The organism is Devosia sp. 2618 (genome assembly GCF_040546815.1).
Classification (GTDB): Bacteria; Pseudomonadota; Alphaproteobacteria; order Rhizobiales; family Devosiaceae; genus Devosia.
Window position 1 is genome coordinate 1188951 of record NZ_JBEPOO010000001.1, and the last position, 17367, is coordinate 1206317.

Annotated in this window: 29 protein-coding genes; 28 read left to right on the forward strand and 1 reads right to left on the reverse strand. The window is 57.8% G+C overall.

Features of this window, described 5'->3' with window-relative positions:
• Window positions 1-135 precede the first annotated feature (135 nt).
• Entirely contained in the window at window positions 136-579 is a 444-nt protein-coding gene (locus tag ABIE28_RS05950; protein WP_354061031.1) for a universal stress protein, read from the forward strand.
• 78 nt (window positions 580-657) lie between these two features.
• Here the strand turns inward: ABIE28_RS05950 and ABIE28_RS05955 are convergent, their stop codons facing one another.
• Window positions 658-1122 (reverse strand): YbjN domain-containing protein, encoded by a 465-nt coding sequence (locus ABIE28_RS05955; protein WP_354061033.1) that lies wholly within the window; start codon window positions 1120-1122, stop codon window positions 658-660.
• A gap of 485 nt (window positions 1123-1607) precedes the next feature.
• Between ABIE28_RS05955 and rpsL the strand changes: the two genes are divergently transcribed.
• The 27 genes from rpsL (at window position 1608) to ABIE28_RS06090 (ending at window position 17307) form a co-directional block, all read left to right on the forward strand.
• Window positions 1608-1979, forward strand: coding sequence for a 30S ribosomal protein S12 (gene rpsL, locus ABIE28_RS05960; protein WP_035080811.1), 372 nt, complete (start codon window positions 1608-1610; stop codon window positions 1977-1979).
• Window positions 1980-1991: 12 nt separating this feature from the next.
• Complete coding sequence (gene rpsG, locus ABIE28_RS05965) at window positions 1992-2462, forward strand: 30S ribosomal protein S7 (RefSeq protein ID WP_354061036.1); 471 nt, start codon at window positions 1992-1994, stop codon at window positions 2460-2462.
• Window positions 2463-2474: 12 nt separating this feature from the next.
• Window positions 2475-4565, forward strand: a complete 2091-nt coding sequence (fusA, locus tag ABIE28_RS05970) for an elongation factor G (protein WP_354061038.1) — start codon at window positions 2475-2477, stop codon at window positions 4563-4565.
• Window positions 4566-4620: 55 nt separating this feature from the next.
• Window positions 4621-5811, forward strand: a complete 1191-nt coding sequence (gene tuf / locus ABIE28_RS05975) for an elongation factor Tu (protein ID WP_354061040.1) — start codon at window positions 4621-4623, stop codon at window positions 5809-5811.
• A 69-nt stretch (window positions 5812-5880) separates the two neighbouring features.
• Entirely contained in the window at window positions 5881-6189 is a 309-nt protein-coding gene (gene rpsJ, locus ABIE28_RS05980; protein ID WP_035102617.1) for a 30S ribosomal protein S10, read from the forward strand.
• Between the two features lie 82 nt (window positions 6190-6271).
• On the forward strand, window positions 6272-6973 hold the full coding sequence (gene rplC / locus ABIE28_RS05985; protein WP_354061042.1) for a 50S ribosomal protein L3: 702 nt from the start codon (window positions 6272-6274) through the stop codon (window positions 6971-6973).
• Window positions 6974-7594, forward strand: a complete 621-nt coding sequence (gene rplD / locus ABIE28_RS05990; RefSeq protein WP_354061044.1) for a 50S ribosomal protein L4 — start codon at window positions 6974-6976, stop codon at window positions 7592-7594.
• Window positions 7591-7884 (forward strand): 50S ribosomal protein L23, encoded by a 294-nt coding sequence (locus tag ABIE28_RS05995; RefSeq protein WP_354061046.1) that lies wholly within the window; start codon window positions 7591-7593, stop codon window positions 7882-7884. The genes rplD and ABIE28_RS05995 overlap by 4 nt, the downstream gene beginning before the upstream one ends.
• A gap of 16 nt (window positions 7885-7900) precedes the next feature.
• Entirely contained in the window at window positions 7901-8740 is an 840-nt protein-coding gene (gene rplB, locus ABIE28_RS06000; RefSeq protein ID WP_354061048.1) for a 50S ribosomal protein L2, read from the forward strand.
• 3 nt (window positions 8741-8743) lie between these two features.
• Window positions 8744-9022, forward strand: a complete 279-nt coding sequence (rpsS, locus tag ABIE28_RS06005) for a 30S ribosomal protein S19 (RefSeq protein ID WP_354061050.1) — start codon at window positions 8744-8746, stop codon at window positions 9020-9022.
• Window position 9023: 1 nt separating this feature from the next.
• Window positions 9024-9404, forward strand: a complete 381-nt coding sequence (gene rplV, locus ABIE28_RS06010) for a 50S ribosomal protein L22 (RefSeq protein WP_354061052.1) — start codon at window positions 9024-9026, stop codon at window positions 9402-9404.
• Window positions 9404-10150 (forward strand): 30S ribosomal protein S3, encoded by a 747-nt coding sequence (gene rpsC, locus ABIE28_RS06015; RefSeq protein WP_354061054.1) that lies wholly within the window; start codon window positions 9404-9406, stop codon window positions 10148-10150. The genes rplV and rpsC overlap by 1 nt, the downstream gene beginning before the upstream one ends.
• 15 nt (window positions 10151-10165) lie before the next feature.
• Window positions 10166-10579, forward strand: coding sequence for a 50S ribosomal protein L16 (gene rplP / locus ABIE28_RS06020; RefSeq protein WP_146289254.1), 414 nt, complete (start codon window positions 10166-10168; stop codon window positions 10577-10579).
• 11 nt (window positions 10580-10590) lie between these two features.
• Window positions 10591-10785, forward strand: a complete 195-nt coding sequence (gene rpmC, locus ABIE28_RS06025) for a 50S ribosomal protein L29 (RefSeq protein WP_046141103.1) — start codon at window positions 10591-10593, stop codon at window positions 10783-10785.
• Window positions 10786-10797: 12 nt separating this feature from the next.
• Entirely contained in the window at window positions 10798-11055 is a 258-nt protein-coding gene (gene rpsQ / locus ABIE28_RS06030) for a 30S ribosomal protein S17 (protein WP_354061057.1), read from the forward strand.
• Window positions 11052-11420, forward strand: coding sequence for a 50S ribosomal protein L14 (gene rplN, locus ABIE28_RS06035; protein ID WP_046138380.1), 369 nt, complete (start codon window positions 11052-11054; stop codon window positions 11418-11420). Before rpsQ ends, rplN begins: the two co-directional genes overlap by 4 nt.
• Window positions 11420-11731 (forward strand): 50S ribosomal protein L24, encoded by a 312-nt coding sequence (gene rplX / locus ABIE28_RS06040; protein WP_035102637.1) that lies wholly within the window; start codon window positions 11420-11422, stop codon window positions 11729-11731. The genes rplN and rplX overlap by 1 nt, the downstream gene beginning before the upstream one ends.
• Window positions 11724-12281, forward strand: a complete 558-nt coding sequence (rplE, locus tag ABIE28_RS06045; protein WP_354061060.1) for a 50S ribosomal protein L5 — start codon at window positions 11724-11726, stop codon at window positions 12279-12281. Before rplX ends, rplE begins: the two co-directional genes overlap by 8 nt.
• Before the next feature lie 30 nt (window positions 12282-12311).
• Window positions 12312-12617 (forward strand): 30S ribosomal protein S14, encoded by a 306-nt coding sequence (gene rpsN, locus ABIE28_RS06050; RefSeq protein ID WP_354061062.1) that lies wholly within the window; start codon window positions 12312-12314, stop codon window positions 12615-12617.
• Between the two features lie 12 nt (window positions 12618-12629).
• A complete protein-coding gene (rpsH, locus tag ABIE28_RS06055; RefSeq protein ID WP_201653384.1) occupies window positions 12630-13028 on the forward strand; it encodes a 30S ribosomal protein S8 in 399 nt (132 codons plus the stop codon).
• 51 nt (window positions 13029-13079) lie between these two features.
• A complete protein-coding gene (gene rplF, locus ABIE28_RS06060; RefSeq protein WP_354061064.1) occupies window positions 13080-13613 on the forward strand; it encodes a 50S ribosomal protein L6 in 534 nt (177 codons plus the stop codon).
• A gap of 12 nt (window positions 13614-13625) precedes the next feature.
• The gene (gene rplR / locus ABIE28_RS06065; protein WP_354061066.1) at window positions 13626-13988 is read left to right on the forward strand and encodes a 50S ribosomal protein L18; all 363 of its coding nucleotides are present in this window, start codon (window positions 13626-13628) and stop codon (window positions 13986-13988) included.
• Window positions 13989-14010: 22 nt separating this feature from the next.
• Window positions 14011-14544 (forward strand): 30S ribosomal protein S5, encoded by a 534-nt coding sequence (gene rpsE, locus ABIE28_RS06070; RefSeq protein ID WP_354061068.1) that lies wholly within the window; start codon window positions 14011-14013, stop codon window positions 14542-14544.
• 24 nt (window positions 14545-14568) lie between these two features.
• A complete protein-coding gene (gene rpmD, locus ABIE28_RS06075) occupies window positions 14569-14757 on the forward strand; it encodes a 50S ribosomal protein L30 (protein ID WP_354061070.1) in 189 nt (62 codons plus the stop codon).
• A gap of 13 nt (window positions 14758-14770) precedes the next feature.
• Window positions 14771-15271, forward strand: coding sequence for a 50S ribosomal protein L15 (rplO, locus tag ABIE28_RS06080; RefSeq protein ID WP_354061071.1), 501 nt, complete (start codon window positions 14771-14773; stop codon window positions 15269-15271).
• Between the two features lie 129 nt (window positions 15272-15400).
• Window positions 15401-16741, forward strand: coding sequence for a preprotein translocase subunit SecY (gene secY / locus ABIE28_RS06085; RefSeq protein ID WP_354061073.1), 1341 nt, complete (start codon window positions 15401-15403; stop codon window positions 16739-16741).
• A complete protein-coding gene (locus ABIE28_RS06090; RefSeq protein WP_354061075.1) occupies window positions 16738-17307 on the forward strand; it encodes an adenylate kinase in 570 nt (189 codons plus the stop codon). Before secY ends, ABIE28_RS06090 begins: the two co-directional genes overlap by 4 nt.
• Window positions 17308-17367: the final 60 nt, after the last annotated feature.

Below are 17367 nucleotides of genomic sequence, written 5' to 3' on the forward strand. Positions count from 1 at the left end.
AATATTGAATGATGGAAGGGGGCCGAAAGGCTCCCTTTCTTTTTGGTCTGTGCGCTTGGTTTGATCCCAATCATTGCTCGCTTGTGCAGGGCGATGTTAGTCAGACTTGGACCCCACCCAGCGAGAGATCAAGCGATGACATATAAGACAATCCTGGTTGCAAGTGACGGATCGGAACTGGCCAAGCGTGCTGTCGTTCAGGCAGGCGCCATCGCTAAGGCGCTGGGTGCATCGCTTTCGGTTGTCACGGTGTCATCGCCGCCACCGACTTTTGCTGCGGCCGAAATTGGCTGGAGTGTTCCTCCCAATGTGTTTGACCAGATCCACGCCGCCAATGATGCGGCCGCGTCCAAGATCTTCGCGCAGGCCAAGGTGGCATCCGGTATAGCGATCAGCAAAAGTGTGCATTTCCAAAACGCATCGCCGGCCGACGGCATTATCGAAACTGCCAAGCAGCTCGGGGCCGACCTGATCGTCATGGGATCGCATGGCCACTCCGGTCTCAACCGTTTGTTGCTGGGTAGCCAGGCTACCAAGGTGCTGGCGCATTCGACGGTTCCAGTTCTCATCGTCAAATAGGTGGACGTTCCGAGTACTGGTGCAAACAAGAAAGGGGCCGATATGGCCCCTTTGCAAATACGGCGATAAGTTTGGCGCTTAGTAGCCAATGTGTTCGGAAAACTGGTGCACGATCTGTTCCCAAAGGTCGAACTGGGACTCCAGATACTTGGCACTGACACCCTGGACGAGGTCCAGATCCATCTCGACGCACGCATCATCATCGCTATCAAGATAGGCTCGGCTGAAACGCTTGTTCCTGTTCCAGTCGTTTATATCTTCAAGGGAGGGCTTGTTGTCGAGGAAGCCGATATAGAAGTTGATATCTTCGCATCGTTTGTTCTTGGTGCAGTTCTGGAAGAAAATATGGTAGTCGAGGCCGTCCATATTTCCCGAAATCTGCGGGTCGCCGTTGCTTTGCTTGGTGAGTTCTGCCTTGCCATAGCCGCGCGCGATGCTGAGAATTTCGCCGGTATCGGAGCCGGTGAGCATCGTTTGGGCCTGCGAGGGAGCCGAGAGGGTCGCGGCAAGGGCGGCGCCTGCGATCATCGTGCTGAATTTCATTCTATTCTCCTTCCCGACGGGAGGTCGGCTGGTCATTGGTTGAGTGCCCCTCGGGTGTGATCCTACACATATAGAGAGTCGCGACCAGCGCTCACGTGCCAAATTGAAACAGGAGGGTAGGGGATAAGTTACTCCTCGCCCATGCATCAGCGTAAAGCTATTGCAAGCCTCTGCATGGCTACCTCGCGGCTTTTTCACGAAAGAATCCTTGACGCCCGGGCGAGTCGGTTCTAAACAGCGCCTACCTAAGCGGTCGGTCGTGAATGTCACACCGGGTCCCTGCCATCTTGTGCGGGAATCCAGGACACTCAAACACACTGTCGGGTAACTAGACGAAGCAAATCCTTGTGCGCATGACTGCCCGCGTTAAGCAGGTGGTCCGCTGCAATTAAGGCGCCGCCGTACTCTCTTGTAGAGGTCGGATGAGCGCCGTTTTGGTTTGCTTAGCTAGACCGCAATGAATTTTGGACGATGGAAAGAGCGAAATGCCCACCATTAATCAGCTGATCCGCAAACCACGCGCCAGCAAGCCAAAGCGGAACAAGGTTCCGGCCATGGAAGCTAACCCGCAGAAGCGCGGCGTATGCTCTCGTGTGTACACGACTACCCCTAAGAAGCCGAACTCGGCTCTGCGTAAGGTTGCCAAGGTTCGCCTGACCAACCAGCGCGAAGTGATTTCGTACATTCCAGGTGAAGGTCACAACCTGCAGGAGCACTCCGTGGTCCTGATCCGTGGCGGCCGCGTTCGCGACTTGCCGGGCGTTCGTTACCACGTGCTCCGCGGCGTTCTCGACACGCAGAGCGTCAAGGACCGCAAGCAACGCCGTTCGAAGTACGGCGCGAAGCGTCCGAAGTAAGGAGATCGAAATATGTCCCGTCGTCACCGCGCTGAAAAACGCGACGTTATTCCGGACGCTAAGTTCGGCGATCTGGTCCTTACCAAGTTCATGAACTCGCTCATGAAGGACGGCAAGAAGTCGGCTGCTGAAAACATCGTTTACGGTGCTTTCGACATCGTCGAAGCCAAGTCCAAGCAGGACCCAATCACGGTGTTCCACACCGCGCTCGACAACATCCGCCCAGCGGTTGAAGTTCGTTCGCGTCGTGTTGGCGGCGCCACCTACCAGGTTCCGGTTGAAGTCCGTGCTGATCGTCAGCAGGCTCTGGCCATTCGCTGGCTCATCGAGTCTGCCCGCAAGCGCGGCGAGAACACCATGCGTGAGCGCCTTTCGGGCGAGCTCATGGATGCTCTCAATGGCCGTGGCCAGGCTGTCAAGAAGCGCGAAGATACGCACCGTATGGCTGATGCCAACCGTGCCTTCTCGCACTACCGCTGGTAGTAGGAGCACCTCATGGCACGCGAAACAGCCATTAATCTCTATCGTAACTTCGGCATCATGGCTCACATCGATGCTGGCAAGACGACCACGACCGAGCGCATCCTGTACTATACGGGCAAGAACCATAAGATGGGCGAGACCCATGATGGTGCTTCGACCATGGACTGGATGGAGCAGGAGCAGGAACGCGGCATCACCATTACTTCGGCTGCTACGACGACGTCGTGGAAGTCGCGTGATGGCGTGCAGCACCGCTTCAACATCATCGACACCCCCGGCCACGTGGACTTCACTATTGAAGTTGAGCGTTCGCTGCGCGTGCTTGACGGTGCCGTTGCTCTGCTCGATGCCAACGCCGGCGTTGAGCCTCAGACGGAAACCGTCTGGCGCCAGGCTGACAAGTACCATGTTCCTCGTCTGATCTTCGTCAACAAGATGGACAAGATCGGTGCTGACTTCTACCGGTGCGTCGAAATGATCGGCTCGCGTCTGGGTGCCAAGGGCGTTCCAGTGCAGCTGCCAATCGGTGCCGAAACGGAATTCAAGGGCGTTGTCGATCTGATCGAAATGAACGCGCTGATCTGGCATAACGAAGAGCTGGGCGCTGCCTGGGACGTCGTTGAGATCCCTGAAGACCTCAAGGAAAAAGCAGCCAAGTACCGCGAAGCCATGATCGAAGCAGCCGTCGAGCTCGACGATGCAGCGATGGAAGCTTACCTCGGTGGCGAACTGCCAAACAACGACACCATTCGTCGTCTTCTGCGCCAGGGCGTGATCGACGCTAAGTTCTTCCTGGTCTATGCAGGCTCGGCGTTCAAGAACAAGGGCGTGCAGCCCCTGCTGGACGGCGTGATCGACTTCCTGCCGTCGCCAGTCGATGTTCCTGCTATCCAGGGTATCGATGCCAAGACCGAACAGCCAATCGAGCGTCATGCTGACGATAGCGAGCCGCTCTCGATGCTTGCGTTCAAGATCGCCAACGACCCGCACATGGGTTCGCTGACGTTCTGCCGCATCTACTCGGGTCACCTCGAGCAGGGCGCGATGCTGGAAAACACTGTGAAGGGCAAGCGCGAACGCGTTGGCCGCATGTTCCAGATGCACGCAAACAGCCGCGAGCAGATCACGGAAGCCTTTGCTGGCGACATCGTGGCTATCGTTGGTCTCAAGGACACCACCACCGGTGACACCCTGACGCCACAGAACTCGCAGGTTATCCTTGAGCGGATGATCTTCCCTGAGCCAGTTATCGATATTTCGGTTGAGCCGAAGTCGAAGGCTGACCAGGAAAAGATGGGTCTCGCTCTGAACCGTCTCGCTGCTGAAGATCCATCCTTCCGCGTCAAGACCGATGAAGAATCCGGCCAGACCATTATTTCGGGCATGGGCGAACTTCACCTCGACATTCTCGTCGACCGTATGCGTCGCGAGTTCAAGGTCGAGGCAAACATCGGTCAGCCGCAGGTGGCTTATCGTGAGACGATCACCAAGAAGGCCGATGTGGACTATACCCACAAGAAGCAGTCGGGTGGTTCGGGCCAGTTTGCTCGCGTCAAGCTCTCGGTTGAGCCGGGCGAATTGGGCAAGGGTCTCGAGTTCGTGAACGCCGTCGTCGGTGGTTCGGTGCCAAAGGAATATATCCCAGGCGTCGAAAAGGGCGTGAAGTCGGTCATGTCGGCCGGTCCGCTGATCGGGTTCCCGATCGTGGACGTTAAGGTGACGCTGACTGAAGGCGCTTACCACGATGTTGACTCGTCCGTGCTGGCATTCGAAATCGCTGGTCGTGCTGGTTTCAACGAAGCCCTCCGCAAGGCGGCTCCGAAGATCCTCGAGCCGATCATGAAGGTTGAAGTTGTCACCCCGGAAGACTACATGGGCGATGTCATCGGCGACCTCAATTCTCGGCGCGGGCAGATCCAGGGCACAGAAAGCCGTGGCATCCTCCAGGTCGTGAATGCCTTCGTACCTCTGGCGAACATGTTCGGCTACGTGAACTCCCTCCGCTCGATGAGCCAGGGCCGTGCACAGTACTCGATGTCGTTCGATCACTACGAGCAGGTCCCACAGGCCGTTGCCGACGAAGTCCAGGCCAAGTACGCCTAAACAAGAAACTGAAACTCAAGGTTGGCCGCAGGGCTAACGAATACGGAGAGAAGCGATGGGCAAGGAAAAGTTTTCCCGCAATAAGCCTCACTGCAACATCGGCACCATCGGTCACGTTGACCATGGCAAGACCTCGCTGACTGCAGCGATCACCAAGATCCTGGCCGAGACCGGCGGCGCGCAGTTCAAGGACTACGCATCGATCGACAGCGCGCCAGAAGAGAAGGCTCGCGGCATCACCATCAACACTTCGCACGTTGAGTACGAGACGGCTAACCGTCACTACGCACACGTCGATTGCCCAGGCCACGCCGACTATGTGAAGAACATGATCACCGGCGCTGCCCAGATGGACGGCGCGATCCTGGTCGTTTCGGCTGCTGACGGCCCAATGCCACAGACCCGTGAGCACATCCTGCTTGCTCGTCAGGTTGGCGTGCCAGCACTGGTCGTGTTCCTGAACAAGTGCGACATGGTTGACGATCCAGAGCTGCTGGAACTCGTTGAGCTGGAAGTTCGTGAACTTCTGTCCTCGTACGAATTCCCAGGCGACGACATCCCAATCATCAAGGGTTCGGCTCTCGCTGCTCTTGAAGATTCCGACAAGAAGCTCGGCCACGACGCCGTTCTGGAACTGATGGCCGCTGTTGATGCGTACATCCCACAGCCAGAGCGTCCAGTTGACCTGCCATTCCTGCTGCCAATCGAAGACGTGTTCTCGATCTCTGGCCGCGGTACTGTGGTCACCGGCCGCGTTGAGCGTGGTATCGTCAAGGTTGGCGAAGAAGTCGAAATCGTCGGCATCAAGGCAACTCAGAAGACCACCGTTACCGGTGTTGAAATGTTCCGCAAGCTGCTCGACTCGGGCCAGGCTGGCGACAACGTTGGCGCACTGATCCGCGGTATCGATCGTACTCAGGTTGAGCGCGGTCAGGTTCTCTGCAAGCCAGGCTCCGTGACTCCACACACCGACTTCGTTGCTGAGGCTTATATCCTCACCAAGGAAGAAGGCGGTCGTCACACTCCGTTCTTCGGCAACTACCGTCCGCAGTTCTACTTCCGTACCACGGACGTGACCGGCATCGTGACCCTGCCAGAAGGCACGGAAATGGTTATGCCTGGTGACAACATCAACATGAACGTTCAGCTCATTGTTCCGATCGCAATGGAAGAGAAGCTCCGCTTCGCTATCCGTGAAGGTGGCCGCACCGTCGGCGCCGGCGTCGTTGCGAAGATCCTGAAGTAAGCCTTATTGAGACATTCGCGGCGCGCGGATTTACGCGCGCCGCGATCCATTTTCGTCAGGATTTACAAGATGAACGGTCAGAATATTCGCATTCGCCTCAAGGCGTTTGACCATCGCGTTCTCGACGCTTCCACGCGTGAGATCGTGTCGACGGCCAAGCGTACGGGCGCGCAGGTTCGCGGTCCTATCCCGCTTCCGACGCGAATCGACAAATTTACCGTGAACCGCTCGCCACATATCGATAAGAAGGCGCGTGAGCAGTTCGAGATTCGCACCCACAAGCGTCTGTTGGACATCGTTGATCCAACCCCGCAGACCGTGGATGCACTGATGAAGCTTGATCTCGCAGCCGGCGTCGACGTCGAAATCAAGCTCTAAATATTGAGTTTTCCGCGCTTACCGCAAAAAGGGTCCTCTGAAACCATGACCCGGTACAGCGCCAAATAGAAGGTAATAACCGATGCGTTCTGGATTGATCGCACAGAAGCTGGGCATGACCCGCATTTTCGCTGAGGACGGCTCGCACGTTCCAGTGACAGTGCTGGGCCTGCAGAACTGCCAGGTGGTAGGCCAGCGGACCGCTGATAAGGACGGCTACGTCGCACTGCAGCTTGGCGCAGGCCAGGCCAAAGTGAAGAACACAACCAAGGCAGAGCGCGGCCAGTTCGCCGTTGCCAAGGTTGAGCCAAAGCGTCACGTCGCGGAATTCCGCGTTGATGAAGCCAACCTCATTGAGGTCGGCGCTACGCTTCAGGCTGACCACTTCCTCGAAGGCCAGCTGGTAGACGTTACCGGCACTTCGATTGGTAAGGGCTTTGCCGGCGGCATGAAGCGCTGGAACTTTGGCGGCCTGCGTGCATCGCACGGCGTGTCGGTTTCGCACCGTTCGATCGGTTCTACCGGTGGTCGTCAGGACCCAGGTAAGACCTTCAAGAATAAAAAGATGCCGGGCCACATGGGCGATCGTCGCATCACCACGCAGAACGTCAAGGTCGTTAAGACCGACGTGGAACGTGGTCTGATCCTGATCCAGGGTTCGGTTCCCGGCGCCAAGGGCGCTTGGATCATGATCAAGGATGCTGTGAAGAAGCCAGCCCCACAGGGCGCTGCTTTCCCAGGCTCGTTCAAGGCCGCCGCAGATGTCGCGGGGGAAGGTAAGTAAATGGAACTCAAGGTCACAACCCTCGACGGCAAGGCCGCTGGTACGATCCAGCTCGCCGATGACGTCTTCGGTCTGGAAGTCCGCCAGGACATCCTGCACCGCATGGTTCGTTATCAGCAGCTCAAGGCGATGGCTGGCACGCATGACGTGAAGCATCGTTCGGAAGGCTCGCGCACCGGCAAGAAGTTCGTGAAGCAGAAGGGCTCGGGCGGCGCTCGCCATGGCGATCGCAAGGCTCCACAGTTCCGTGGTGGTGGTCGTGCATTCGGCCCAACGCCTCGCAGCCACGCCATCGACCTTCCAAAGAAGGTTCGCGCACTGGCGCTGAAGCATGCTCTGTCGTCCAAGGCCAAGTCCGGCTCGCTGATCGTCATCGACAGCGTTGCCCAGAAGGAAGCCAAGACCGCTGGTCTGCTGGCAACTTTCGGCAAGCTGGAATGGACCAACGCGCTGATCATCGACGGTGCTGCAGTGGATCAGAACTTTGCTCTGTCCGCTCGTAACATCCCGCACATCGACGTGCTGCCTGTGCAGGGGATCAACGTTGTTTCGATCCTCAAGCGTGACAAGCTCGTCCTGACCAAGGCAGCGCTCGAAGCGCTGGAAGCGAGGTTCGCATGAACAAGCTCAGCGCTTACGACATCATCCGTAACCCCGTCGTGACTGAAAAGTCGACGATGGCTTCGGAAAATAACCAGGTCGTTTTCGACGTGGCGATTGATGCCAACAAGACCGATATCAAGGCCGCCGTCGAGCAGCTGTTTTCGGTTAAGGTCAAGGCAGTGAACACCCTGGTCCGCAAGGGCAAGGTGAAGCGCTTCCGCGGCAAGATTGGCACGCGCAACGACGTCAAGAAGGCTGTTGTGACCCTCGTCGACGGCCAGTCGATCGATATTTCGACCGGCCTCTAAGGGATAGAGACAAAAAATGGCTCTTAAAACTTACAATCCAACGTCCGAAGGCCGTCGTCAGCTCGTGACGACCGACCGTTCGGAACTCTGGAAGGGCAAGCCGGTCAAGACTTTGACCGAAGGCCTCTCCAAGTCGGGCGGTCGTAACAACCGCGGTCGTATTACTGTTTTCCATCGTGGTGGCGGTCATAAGCGCACCTATCGTTTGGTTGACTTCAAGCGCGTCAAGTTTGATGCGGTCGGTACTGTCGAACGGCTGGAATACGATCCCAACCGTACGGCCTGGATCGCCCTGATCAAGTACGAAGACGGCGAGCTGGCGTACATCGTCGCTCCACAGCGTCTGTCGGCTGGTGACAAGGTCATCTCGTCGATGAACACCGTCGACGTGAAGCCAGGCAACGCGATGCCGCTGGAACGCATGCCGGTCGGTACGATCGTGCATAACATCGAACTGAAGCCCCGCAAGGGTGGCCAGGTCGCTCGTTCGGCTGGTGCTTACGCCCAGTACGTCGGTCGCGACCAGGGTTGGGCGATCCTTCGCCTGAACTCGGGTGAGCAGCGTCGTGTGCATGGCACTTGCCTTGCAACCGTCGGTGCCGTGTCGAACCAGGATCACTCCAACACCTCGCTCGGCAAGGCCGGTCGTAGCCGTTGGTTGGGTCGCAAGCCCGTTAACCGCGGCGTGACCATGAACCCGATCGATCACCCACATGGTGGTGGTGAAGGCCGTACGTCTGGTGGCCGTCATCCGGTTACCCCATGGGGTAAGCCGACCAAGGGCAAGAAGACACGCAGCAACAAGGCAACGGACAAGTTCATCGTTCGCAGCCGTCACGTGAAGAAGGGCAGGTAAGCGATGACCCGTTCAATCTGGAAGGGGCCGTTTGTCGACGGCTACATGCTCAAGAAGGCCGAAAAGGCCCTCTCGTCTGGCCGCAACGATGTGGTCAAGATCTGGAGCCGCCGCTCGACCGTCCTGCCACAGTTCGTTGGTATCACCTTCGGCGTGCATAACGGCCACAAGCACATTCCGGTCAGCGTCACCGAAGACATGATCGGCCACAAGTTTGGCGAGTTCGCACCGACCCGTACCTACTACGGTCATGCGGCCGACAAGAAGGCCAAGAGGAAGTAAGATGGGCAAGCCAAAAACCCAGCGCGCGCTTGCGGACAACGAGGCCAAGGCTGTGCTGCGCATGCTGCGCATCAGCCCACAGAAGCTTAACCTTCTGGCTCAGTTGATCCGTGGCAAGAAGGTCGAGAAGGCTTTGGCCGAACTCGAATTCAGCCACAAGCGCATCTCCGGCCAGGTCAAGAAGGTGCTTGAGAGCGCCATCGCCAACGCCGAAAACAACCACGGTCTTGACACCGACGCTCTCGTCGTTGCTGAAGCCTTTGTTGGCAATTCGCTTGTTATGAAGCGCTTCATGGCTCGCGGTCGTGGTAAGTCGTCGCGCATCGAGAAGCCATTCTCGCATCTGACGATCATCGTCCGGCAAGTTGAGGAGGCCGCATAATGGGCCAGAAGATCAATCCAATCGGCTTCCGCCTCGGCATCAACCGTACGTGGGATAGCCGCTGGTACGCCAATAAGGGCGAGTATGGCACGCTGCTTCAGGAAGACCTGAAGATCCGCACCATGCTGCTTGAAGACCTCAAGGCCGCTGCGGTGTCCAAGATCGTCATCGAGCGTCCGCACCGCAAGTGCCGCGTGTCGATCCACACTGCCCGTCCAGGCATCGTGATCGGCAAGAAGGGCGCAGACATCGACAAGATCCGCGCCAAGGTGAAGAAGTTCACCGACAGCGAAGTGCACATCAACATCGTTGAAGTGCGCAAGCCGGAAACCGACGCGACGCTGGTTGCCCAGGGCATTGCCCAGCAGCTGGAACGCCGTGTGGCATTCCGTCGCGCCATGAAGCGTGCTGTGCAGACTGCGATCCGTATGGGCGCAGGCGGCATCCGCGTGAACGTTGGTGGTCGTCTTGGTGGTGCCGATATCGCCCGTACCGAATGGTACCGCGAAGGTCGCGTTCCGCTGCACACCCTGCGTGCAGACATCGACTACGGTACAGCTGAAGCCGCGACGACCTACGGCATCATCGGTATCAAGGTCTGGGTGTTCAAGGGCGAAGTGCTCGAGCACGATCCCACTGCACACGAGCGCCGCGCTACCGAAGGTAACGAAGGTGGTCAGCGCCAGGAACGCAGTGAACGTGGTCCCCGCCCAGATCGCGGCGATCGCGATCGCGAACGCGCATAAGAAGGTTAGTTCATTATGCTGCAACCAAAAAAGACTAAGTTCCGCAAGGCTCACAAGGGCCGTATCCATGGCGTTGCCAAGGGCGGTACCGAGCTGGCTTTCGGCCAGTATGCTTTGAAGGCGACTGAACCTGAGCGCGTCACCGCTCGCCAGATCGAAGCGGCTCGCCGCGCGATCACCCGCGAGATGAAGCGTCAGGGCCGTGTCTGGATCCGTATTTTCCCAGACGTGCCGGTTTCCAAGAAGCCAACTGAAGTGCGTATGGGTAAGGGTAAGGGCTCGGTTGAATACTGGGCAGCCCGCGTTAAGCCAGGCCGCATCGTATTCGAGATCGACGGCGTCCCCGAGGACGTTGCCAAGGAAGCTCTGCGTCTCGGCGCCATGAAGCTCCCGATCATGACGCGGGTTGTTACCCGCATTGCCGACTAAGGACGATGAGCATGAAAGCCAGTGATGTGCGGAGCAAGACCGCAGACGAACTGAAAGATCAGCTCGTCGACCTCAAGAAAGAACAGTTCAATCTGCGTTTCCAGCGCGCTACCCAGCAGTTGGAAAAGCCCGCTCAGGTGAAGCAGGTCCGCCGCGATATCGCGCGGATCAAGACGATCCTCGGCGAAAAGAACGCAGCGAAGTAAGGAGCCGCGACCATGCCAAAGCGCGTTTTGCAGGGGACTGTAGTCTCCGACGCCAATGATAAGACGGTCGTGGTGCGCGTTGAGCGCCGCTTCACGCATCCTGTGATGAAGAAGACTGTTCGCCGTTCCAAGAAGTACCATGCCCACGACGAAGCCAATCTGGCTAAGGTCGGGCAGGTGGTCTGGATCGAAGAATGTGCGCCAATCTCCAAGAACAAGCGTTGGACGCTCGTTCAGGGTGCGGCCCAGCAGGAAAGTGCAGCATCATGATCCAGATGCAGTCCAACCTCGACGTGGCGGACAATTCCGGCGCGAAGCGTGTCATGTGCATCAAGGTACTTGGCGGTTCGCACCGCAAGTACGCTTCGGTCGGTGACATCATCGTCGTCTCCGTGAAGGATGCTATTCCTCGCGGTCGCGTGAAGAAGGGCCAGGTCATGAAGGCCGTGGTCGTTCGTACCGCATTCGACATCCGTCGTCCCGATGGCACCGTCATCCGCTTCGACAAGAACGCCGCGGTTCTGATCAATAATCAGAAAGAACCAATCGGCACCCGTATCTTCGGACCAGTTCCACGCGAGCTTCGCGCCAAGAACCACATGAAGATCATTTCGCTCGCACCAGAGGTGCTGTAATGGCTGCCAAGATTAAGAAGGGCGACAAAGTTGTCGTCCTGGCTGGCAAGGACAAGGGCAAGACCGGTCAGGTTCTCTCTGTCATTCCGACCGAAACCAAGGCGCTCGTCCAGGGTATCAATCTGGTCCGTCGTCACACCAAGCAGACCGCGTCGACCGATGCTGGCATCTTCACTAAGGAAGCGCCAATTCACCTGTCGAACCTCGCGATCGCCGACAAGGATGGCAAGCCATCGCGCGTCGGTTTCCAGATCAAGGACGGCGTGAAGACGCGCGTCGCCAAGTCGACCGGAGATTCGATCGATGGCTGAGACAGCTTACGTTCCACGTCTTCGTACTGAGTACGAAGACAACATCCGCAAGGTTCTGCGGGAGCAGTTCTCCTACAAGAACGTCATGCAGCTGCCTAAGCTCGACAAGATCGTGCTGAACATGGGCGTTGGCGAAGCCGTCAACGACACCAAGAAGGTCAAGTCGGCTGCTGCAGAGCTGGAAAAGATCGCCGGCCAGAAGCCAGTGATCACCTATGCTCGCAAGTCGATTGCAGGCTTCAAGGTTCGTGAAGACATGCCGCTTGGCGTGAAGGTCACTCTGCGCAAGACTCGTATGTATGAGTTTCTTGACCGCCTGGTGAACATCGCACTGCCACGCGTTCGTGACTTCCGTGGGCTGAACCCCAATTCCTTCGACGGTCGTGGCAACTATGCCATGGGCATCAAGGAACACATCATTTTCCCCGAAATCAACTACGATCAGATCGATCAGGTTTGGGGCATGGACATCGTGATCGCTACGACCGCGCAGTCTGATGATGAAGCTCGCGCGTTGCTCAAGGCATTCAACTTCCCCTTCCGCACGTAAGCGGATAGGGAAGGGAAAAAGGATCAGGATATGGCAAAGACCAGCTCCATCGTTAAGAACAACAAGCGCGCTGCGCTCGCTAAGCAGTTTGCTGCCAAGCGCGCCGCTTTGAAGGCACAGACCAAGGATCAGTCGATCCCAATGGATGAGCGTTTCGCCGCCCAGCTTAAGCTGGCCGAGCTGCCACGCAATTCCGCCAAGGTTCGCGTGCGCAACCGTTGCGAAGTCTCGGGTCGTCCTCGTGGCTACTATCGCAAGCTGAAGCTGAGCCGTATCGCTCTGCGTCAGCTGGGTAACCTGGGTCTGATCCCAGGCCTCGTGAAGTCGAGCTGGTAAGGAGAACCGAAGATGAGCTTTTCCGATCCAATCGGCGACATGCTGACCCGTATCCGCAACGCCCAGATGCGTCGCAAGAATTCCGTCTCCACGCCAGCTTCGACCCTTCGTGGTCGCGTGCTGGACGTGCTCCAGTCCGAGGGTTTTATCCGCGGCTATTCGGAGACCAAGTTCGAGAACGGCGCCTCTGAATACGAAATCGAACTGAAGTATTCGGACAATGAAGGCGTAATTCGTACGATTGAGCGCGTTTCGCGTCCTGGTCGTCGTGTTTATGCTTCCGTAAAGAACATTCCTCAGGTAGCTAACGGCCTCGGTGTTTCGATCCTCTCCACCCCAAAGGGTGTGATGGCCGATCACGAAGCCAAAGCTGCTAATGTTGGTGGTGAGGTACTCTGCCGCGTATTCTAAGGCTTTTCAGCCTTAGAGTCTGGGGTAAGACGATTACTCAAGGATTATAGAATGTCACGTACTGGCAAGAAACCGGTTGCACCGGTGAGCGGCGTTACGGTTACGATCAATGGTCGTACCGTTTCCGCCAAGGGCCCGAAGGGCGAGTTGAGCATCGACTTGATGGATGTCATCAATGTCGAGCAGACCGACGACGGCCTGGTGGTTTCGCCCACCAACGACACTAAGTTTGCCCGCGCTGCATGGGGTACGACCCGTGCGCTGCTCCAGAACATCGTTACTGGTGTTTCGGCCGGCTTCGAAAAGAAGCTCGCCATCCAGGGCGTTGGTTATCGTGCAGCACTGCAGGGCAAGGACGTCAAGCTGTCGCTTGGTTTCAGCCATGAAGTGATCTATCAGGCCCCTCAGGGCATTACGCTGGCTGTCCCGGTTCCGACGGAAATCGTCATTACCGGTATCGACAAGCAGCAGGTTGGCCAGGTTGCGGCCGATATTCGCGCGTGGCGCAAGCCAGAGCCCTACAAGGGCAAGGGCGTTCGCTATGCTGGCGAGTACGTCTTCCGCAAAGAAGGCAAGAAGAAGTAAGGAGCGCCTGCAATGGCTATCAGTGCAAAAGGTGCGGAGCGCCGCAAGGCTCGTGTCCGCAAGGCGCTCAAGGCTCGTGCCTTCGGTCGTCCACGTCTGTCGGTTTTCCGTTCGGACAAGAATATCTACGCCCAAATCATCGACGACGCGACGGGTCGCACCATCGCTGCCGCTTCGACACTCGACAAGGACGTCAAGTCCGAGGTCAAGAATGGCGCAACCGCAGAAGCTGCAGCTACGATCGGCAAGCTGATCGCAGAGCGTGGTTCTAAGGCCGGCGTTGCCGAAGTGATCTTCGACCGTGGCGCATACATCTATCACGGCCGTGTGAAGGCCCTTGCAGACGCTGCCCGTGAGGGCGGCCTGCAGTTCTAGAACACGGCAAGGAAAGAGAATTATGAGCAGAGACGTTCAAGATCGCGATAGCGAATTCGTCGATCGCCTGGTCCACATCAACCGTGTGGCCAAGGTGGTCAAGGGCGGCCGTCGCTTCGGCTTCGCCGCACTCGTTGTTGTTGGCGACCAGAAGGGCCGCGTTGGCTTTGGTCACGGTAAGGCCCGTGAAGTTCCAGAAGCAATCCGCAAGGCTACCGAGGCAGCCAAGCGCACCATGATCCGTGTGCCACTGCGCGATGCGCGTACGTTGCACCATGACGTTGCTGGCCGCCACGGCGCCGGCAAGGTGATCCTGCGTGCAGCTGTCCCCGGTACCGGCATCATTGCTGGTGGCCCAATGCGTGCTGTGTTCGAGACCCTTGGCATCAACGATATCGTTGCCAAGTCTCAGGGCACTGCCAACCCATACAACATGGTGCGGGCAACTTTTGATGCGCTCAAGCGCGTCGATAGCCCTCGCTCGGTTGCGGCCCGCCGTGGTCTCAAGGTTTCGGAACTTCAGGCTCGCCGCGGCGAGACTGCGGTCGAAGCTTGATCCGGCTGAGGACGGAGAAACAAAATGGCTGAGAAGAAAACCCTGATCGTCGAGCAGTATGGTTCGCCCATTCGCCGCGATAAAGTGCAGCGCGCGACCCTTATCGGTCTCGGGCTCAACAAGATGAACAAGCAGCGCGAGCTGATCGATACGCCAGAAGTTCGTGGCATGATCAACAAGCTTCCGCACCTCGTCCGCGTTATCGGCGAGTAAGAGGGAGCACGTCATGACTCGTTTGAATGAACTTCGCGACAATCCCGGCGCCAACAAGGTCCGCATTCGTGTCGGCCGTGGTATTGGTTCGGGCAAGGGCAAGACCGGTGGTCGCGGCGGCAAGGGCCAGACTGCGCGCTCCGGCGTTGCAATCAACGGCTTTGAAGGCGGCCAGATGCCCCTTCACATGCGTATGCCAAAGCGCGGCTTCAATGCCCTGAACCCAGGCAACTGGAATGAAGTTCGCATTGACCGTCTTCAGGCCTACATCGATGCCGGCAAGCTCGACGCTAAGGCTGTGATCGACGCTGCTGCGCTGATCGCTGCCCGCGTGATCCGTCGTCCTAAGGACGGCGTGCGCCTGATCGGTTCGACCGGCTTCACCGCCAAGAATGTGACGTTCAACGTCAATTACGCTACGGCTGGTGCGACTGCTGCTATTGAAGCTGCAGGCGGCAAGCTCGATCTTATCCAGGCTAAGGCGCCTTGGAAGAAGACCCCATACGCCGGTTAATTCATTCGGCAAGGCGCACCCGGCTGTTGGCCGGGTGCGCTTTTTTGGTTTGTTGCGTTAGGGAAATAGATGCCTATGCTCCCGAAGCGCTCCGAGCGCACCTGGCATTGAAGCCATAGGGAGCGATACATGGCGTCCGCAGCCGAACAGCTGGCACGTAATCTTAATTTTTCGACCTTTTCCAAGGCGAAGGCTCTGCAGCAGCGCATCTGGTTCACACTGGGCGCGCTGCTCGTCTATCGTCTGGGCACGTTCATTCCGGTGCCGGGTATCGACCCGGATGCGTTCCGTGCGACTTTCGAACAGTCGCAGCAGGGCATTATCGGCATGTTCAACATGTTTGCCGGTGGCGCCGTCGAGCGCATGGCAATTTTTGCCCTCAACCTGATCCCGTACATTACCGCATCCATCGTGGTGCAGGTGGTGTCGACCGCGTCGCCGCGCCTCGAAGCCCTCAAGAAAGAGGGTGGGGAAGCCGGTCGTCGCAAGATGAACCAGTACACCCGCTATCTCGCCGTGGTGTTCTGCGCCGTCCAGGCTTACGGCATTGCCGTTGGCCTTGAGGCAAGCCAGGGTGTCGTTCTGAACCCAGGCTGGTTCTTCCGTATCTCGACCGTGATTACGCTGGTTGGCGGCACCATGTTCCTGATGTGGCTCGGTGAGCAGATCACCGCACGCGGCGTTGGCAACGGTATCTCGCTGATCATTTTCGCCGGTATCGTGGCGAACCTGCCGACCACTATCGCGCAGACCCTGGAACTGAGCCGTACTGGCGCAATCCCAGGTATTGCCGGTATCGGTATGCTGGTTCTGGCTCTGATCGTTATCGCCGTGATCGTGTTCTTCGAACGCGCTCAGCGACGCCTTTTGATCCAGTATCCAAAGCGTCAGGTTGGCAACAAGATGTTCCAGGGCGACAGCTCGCATCTGCCGCTCAAGCTGAACACCGCCGGCGTTATCCCGGTGATCTTTGGCTCGTCGCTGCTGCTGCTGCCAGCTACCATTGCGTCATTCGCGGCGCAGGGTAACGCTCCGGTTTGGCTGTCGACCATCACGGCCCTGTTGGGTCGCGGTCAGCCGCTCTATCTGGCGCTGTTTGCGTTCTTCATCATCTTCTTCGCCTTCTTCTATACGGCGATCGTGTTCAATCCGCAGGAAACTGCTGACAACCTGAAGCGCTCCGGCGGCTTTATTCCGGGCATTCGTCCGGGTGAGCGCACGGCGGCACATATCGACTATGTGTTGACGCGTATCACGGTTATCGGCGCCATCTACCTTGCGGTTGTCGCGTTGATCCCTGAAGTGCTGTTCAGCCAGTTGGCGATCAGTCAGTTCATCGGCGGTACATCACTGCTGATCATGGTGACGGTGACATTGGATACGGTTAGCCAGATCCAGAGCCATCTGATCGCCCAGCAATATGAGGGGCTCGTGAAGAAGTCCCGTCTTGGAGGAGGCAAGCGTCGATGAGGTTGATACTGCTCGGGCCGCCAGGTGCGGGGAAGGGGACCCAGGCCAAGATTCTAGTCGAAGCCTTCGGTATCCCTCAACTGTCCACTGGTGACATTCTGCGCTCTGCCATTGCGGCAAAGACCCCACTGGGTCTGGAAGCCAAGGCAATCGTGGATCGTGGCGACCTGGTATCTGATGCCATCGTCAACGGAATTGTCTCTGAACGTCTTGATGCTGAGGATTGCCAGCCTGGCTTTATCCTCGACGGCTTTCCGCGCACCATTGCGCAGGCCGAGGCACTGGACCAGATGCTGATCGAAAAGGGCGTCAAGCTCAACGCGGTCATCGAGATCAAGGCAAATGCCGACGAGCTGGTGCGCCGGGTTATCCAGCGCGCCAAGGAATCGGGCGGCGCTCGCGCCGATGACAATGAGGAAGTGCTGCGCAAGCGCCTCGGCGTCTACCAGGAGCAAACCGCTCCACTGGTCGCTTACTATTCCGAAGAGGGCCTGCTGAAGGCCGTCGACGGAATGGATCCAGTCGATCAGGTGACTGCGGCCATCAAGGCAGCAATCGCACACTGATTACGGATTGGGTTTCGCAGTTGACTCTGCGGCGCCGAATCCTTAAAGAACCGCGTCAGT

Coding starts and splice junctions, on each gene's coding strand:
- ABIE28_RS06090 (WP_354061075.1), top strand. CDS start 16,738: ATGAGGTTGATACTGCTCGGGCCGCCAGGTGCGGGGAAGGGGACCCAG.
- ABIE28_RS05955 (WP_354061033.1), bottom strand. CDS start 1,122: ATGAAATTCAGCACGATGATCGCAGGCGCCGCCCTTGCCGCGACCCTC.
- rplO (WP_354061071.1), top strand. CDS start 14,771: ATGACTCGTTTGAATGAACTTCGCGACAATCCCGGCGCCAACAAGGTC.
- rpsE (WP_354061068.1), top strand. CDS start 14,011: ATGAGCAGAGACGTTCAAGATCGCGATAGCGAATTCGTCGATCGCCTG.
- rplP (WP_146289254.1), top strand. CDS start 10,166: ATGCTGCAACCAAAAAAGACTAAGTTCCGCAAGGCTCACAAGGGCCGT.
- rpsH (WP_201653384.1), top strand. CDS start 12,630: ATGAGCTTTTCCGATCCAATCGGCGACATGCTGACCCGTATCCGCAAC.
- rpsQ (WP_354061057.1), top strand. CDS start 10,798: ATGCCAAAGCGCGTTTTGCAGGGGACTGTAGTCTCCGACGCCAATGAT.
- rplX (WP_035102637.1), top strand. CDS start 11,420: ATGGCTGCCAAGATTAAGAAGGGCGACAAAGTTGTCGTCCTGGCTGGC.
- tuf (WP_354061040.1), top strand. CDS start 4,621: ATGGGCAAGGAAAAGTTTTCCCGCAATAAGCCTCACTGCAACATCGGC.
- rplE (WP_354061060.1), top strand. CDS start 11,724: ATGGCTGAGACAGCTTACGTTCCACGTCTTCGTACTGAGTACGAAGAC.
- rplF (WP_354061064.1), top strand. CDS start 13,080: ATGTCACGTACTGGCAAGAAACCGGTTGCACCGGTGAGCGGCGTTACG.
- rpsS (WP_354061050.1), top strand. CDS start 8,744: ATGACCCGTTCAATCTGGAAGGGGCCGTTTGTCGACGGCTACATGCTC.
- rplR (WP_354061066.1), top strand. CDS start 13,626: ATGGCTATCAGTGCAAAAGGTGCGGAGCGCCGCAAGGCTCGTGTCCGC.
- secY (WP_354061073.1), top strand. CDS start 15,401: ATGGCGTCCGCAGCCGAACAGCTGGCACGTAATCTTAATTTTTCGACC.
- rpmC (WP_046141103.1), top strand. CDS start 10,591: ATGAAAGCCAGTGATGTGCGGAGCAAGACCGCAGACGAACTGAAAGAT.
- rpmD (WP_354061070.1), top strand. CDS start 14,569: ATGGCTGAGAAGAAAACCCTGATCGTCGAGCAGTATGGTTCGCCCATT.
- rplD (WP_354061044.1), top strand. CDS start 6,974: ATGGAACTCAAGGTCACAACCCTCGACGGCAAGGCCGCTGGTACGATC.
- rplV (WP_354061052.1), top strand. CDS start 9,024: ATGGGCAAGCCAAAAACCCAGCGCGCGCTTGCGGACAACGAGGCCAAG.
- ABIE28_RS05950 (WP_354061031.1), top strand. CDS start 136: ATGACATATAAGACAATCCTGGTTGCAAGTGACGGATCGGAACTGGCC.
- ABIE28_RS05995 (WP_354061046.1), top strand. CDS start 7,591: ATGAACAAGCTCAGCGCTTACGACATCATCCGTAACCCCGTCGTGACT.
- rpsN (WP_354061062.1), top strand. CDS start 12,312: ATGGCAAAGACCAGCTCCATCGTTAAGAACAACAAGCGCGCTGCGCTC.
- rplB (WP_354061048.1), top strand. CDS start 7,901: ATGGCTCTTAAAACTTACAATCCAACGTCCGAAGGCCGTCGTCAGCTC.
- rplC (WP_354061042.1), top strand. CDS start 6,272: ATGCGTTCTGGATTGATCGCACAGAAGCTGGGCATGACCCGCATTTTC.
- rpsL (WP_035080811.1), top strand. CDS start 1,608: ATGCCCACCATTAATCAGCTGATCCGCAAACCACGCGCCAGCAAGCCA.
- rpsG (WP_354061036.1), top strand. CDS start 1,992: ATGTCCCGTCGTCACCGCGCTGAAAAACGCGACGTTATTCCGGACGCT.
- rpsC (WP_354061054.1), top strand. CDS start 9,404: ATGGGCCAGAAGATCAATCCAATCGGCTTCCGCCTCGGCATCAACCGT.
- rplN (WP_046138380.1), top strand. CDS start 11,052: ATGATCCAGATGCAGTCCAACCTCGACGTGGCGGACAATTCCGGCGCG.
- rpsJ (WP_035102617.1), top strand. CDS start 5,881: ATGAACGGTCAGAATATTCGCATTCGCCTCAAGGCGTTTGACCATCGC.
- fusA (WP_354061038.1), top strand. CDS start 2,475: ATGGCACGCGAAACAGCCATTAATCTCTATCGTAACTTCGGCATCATG.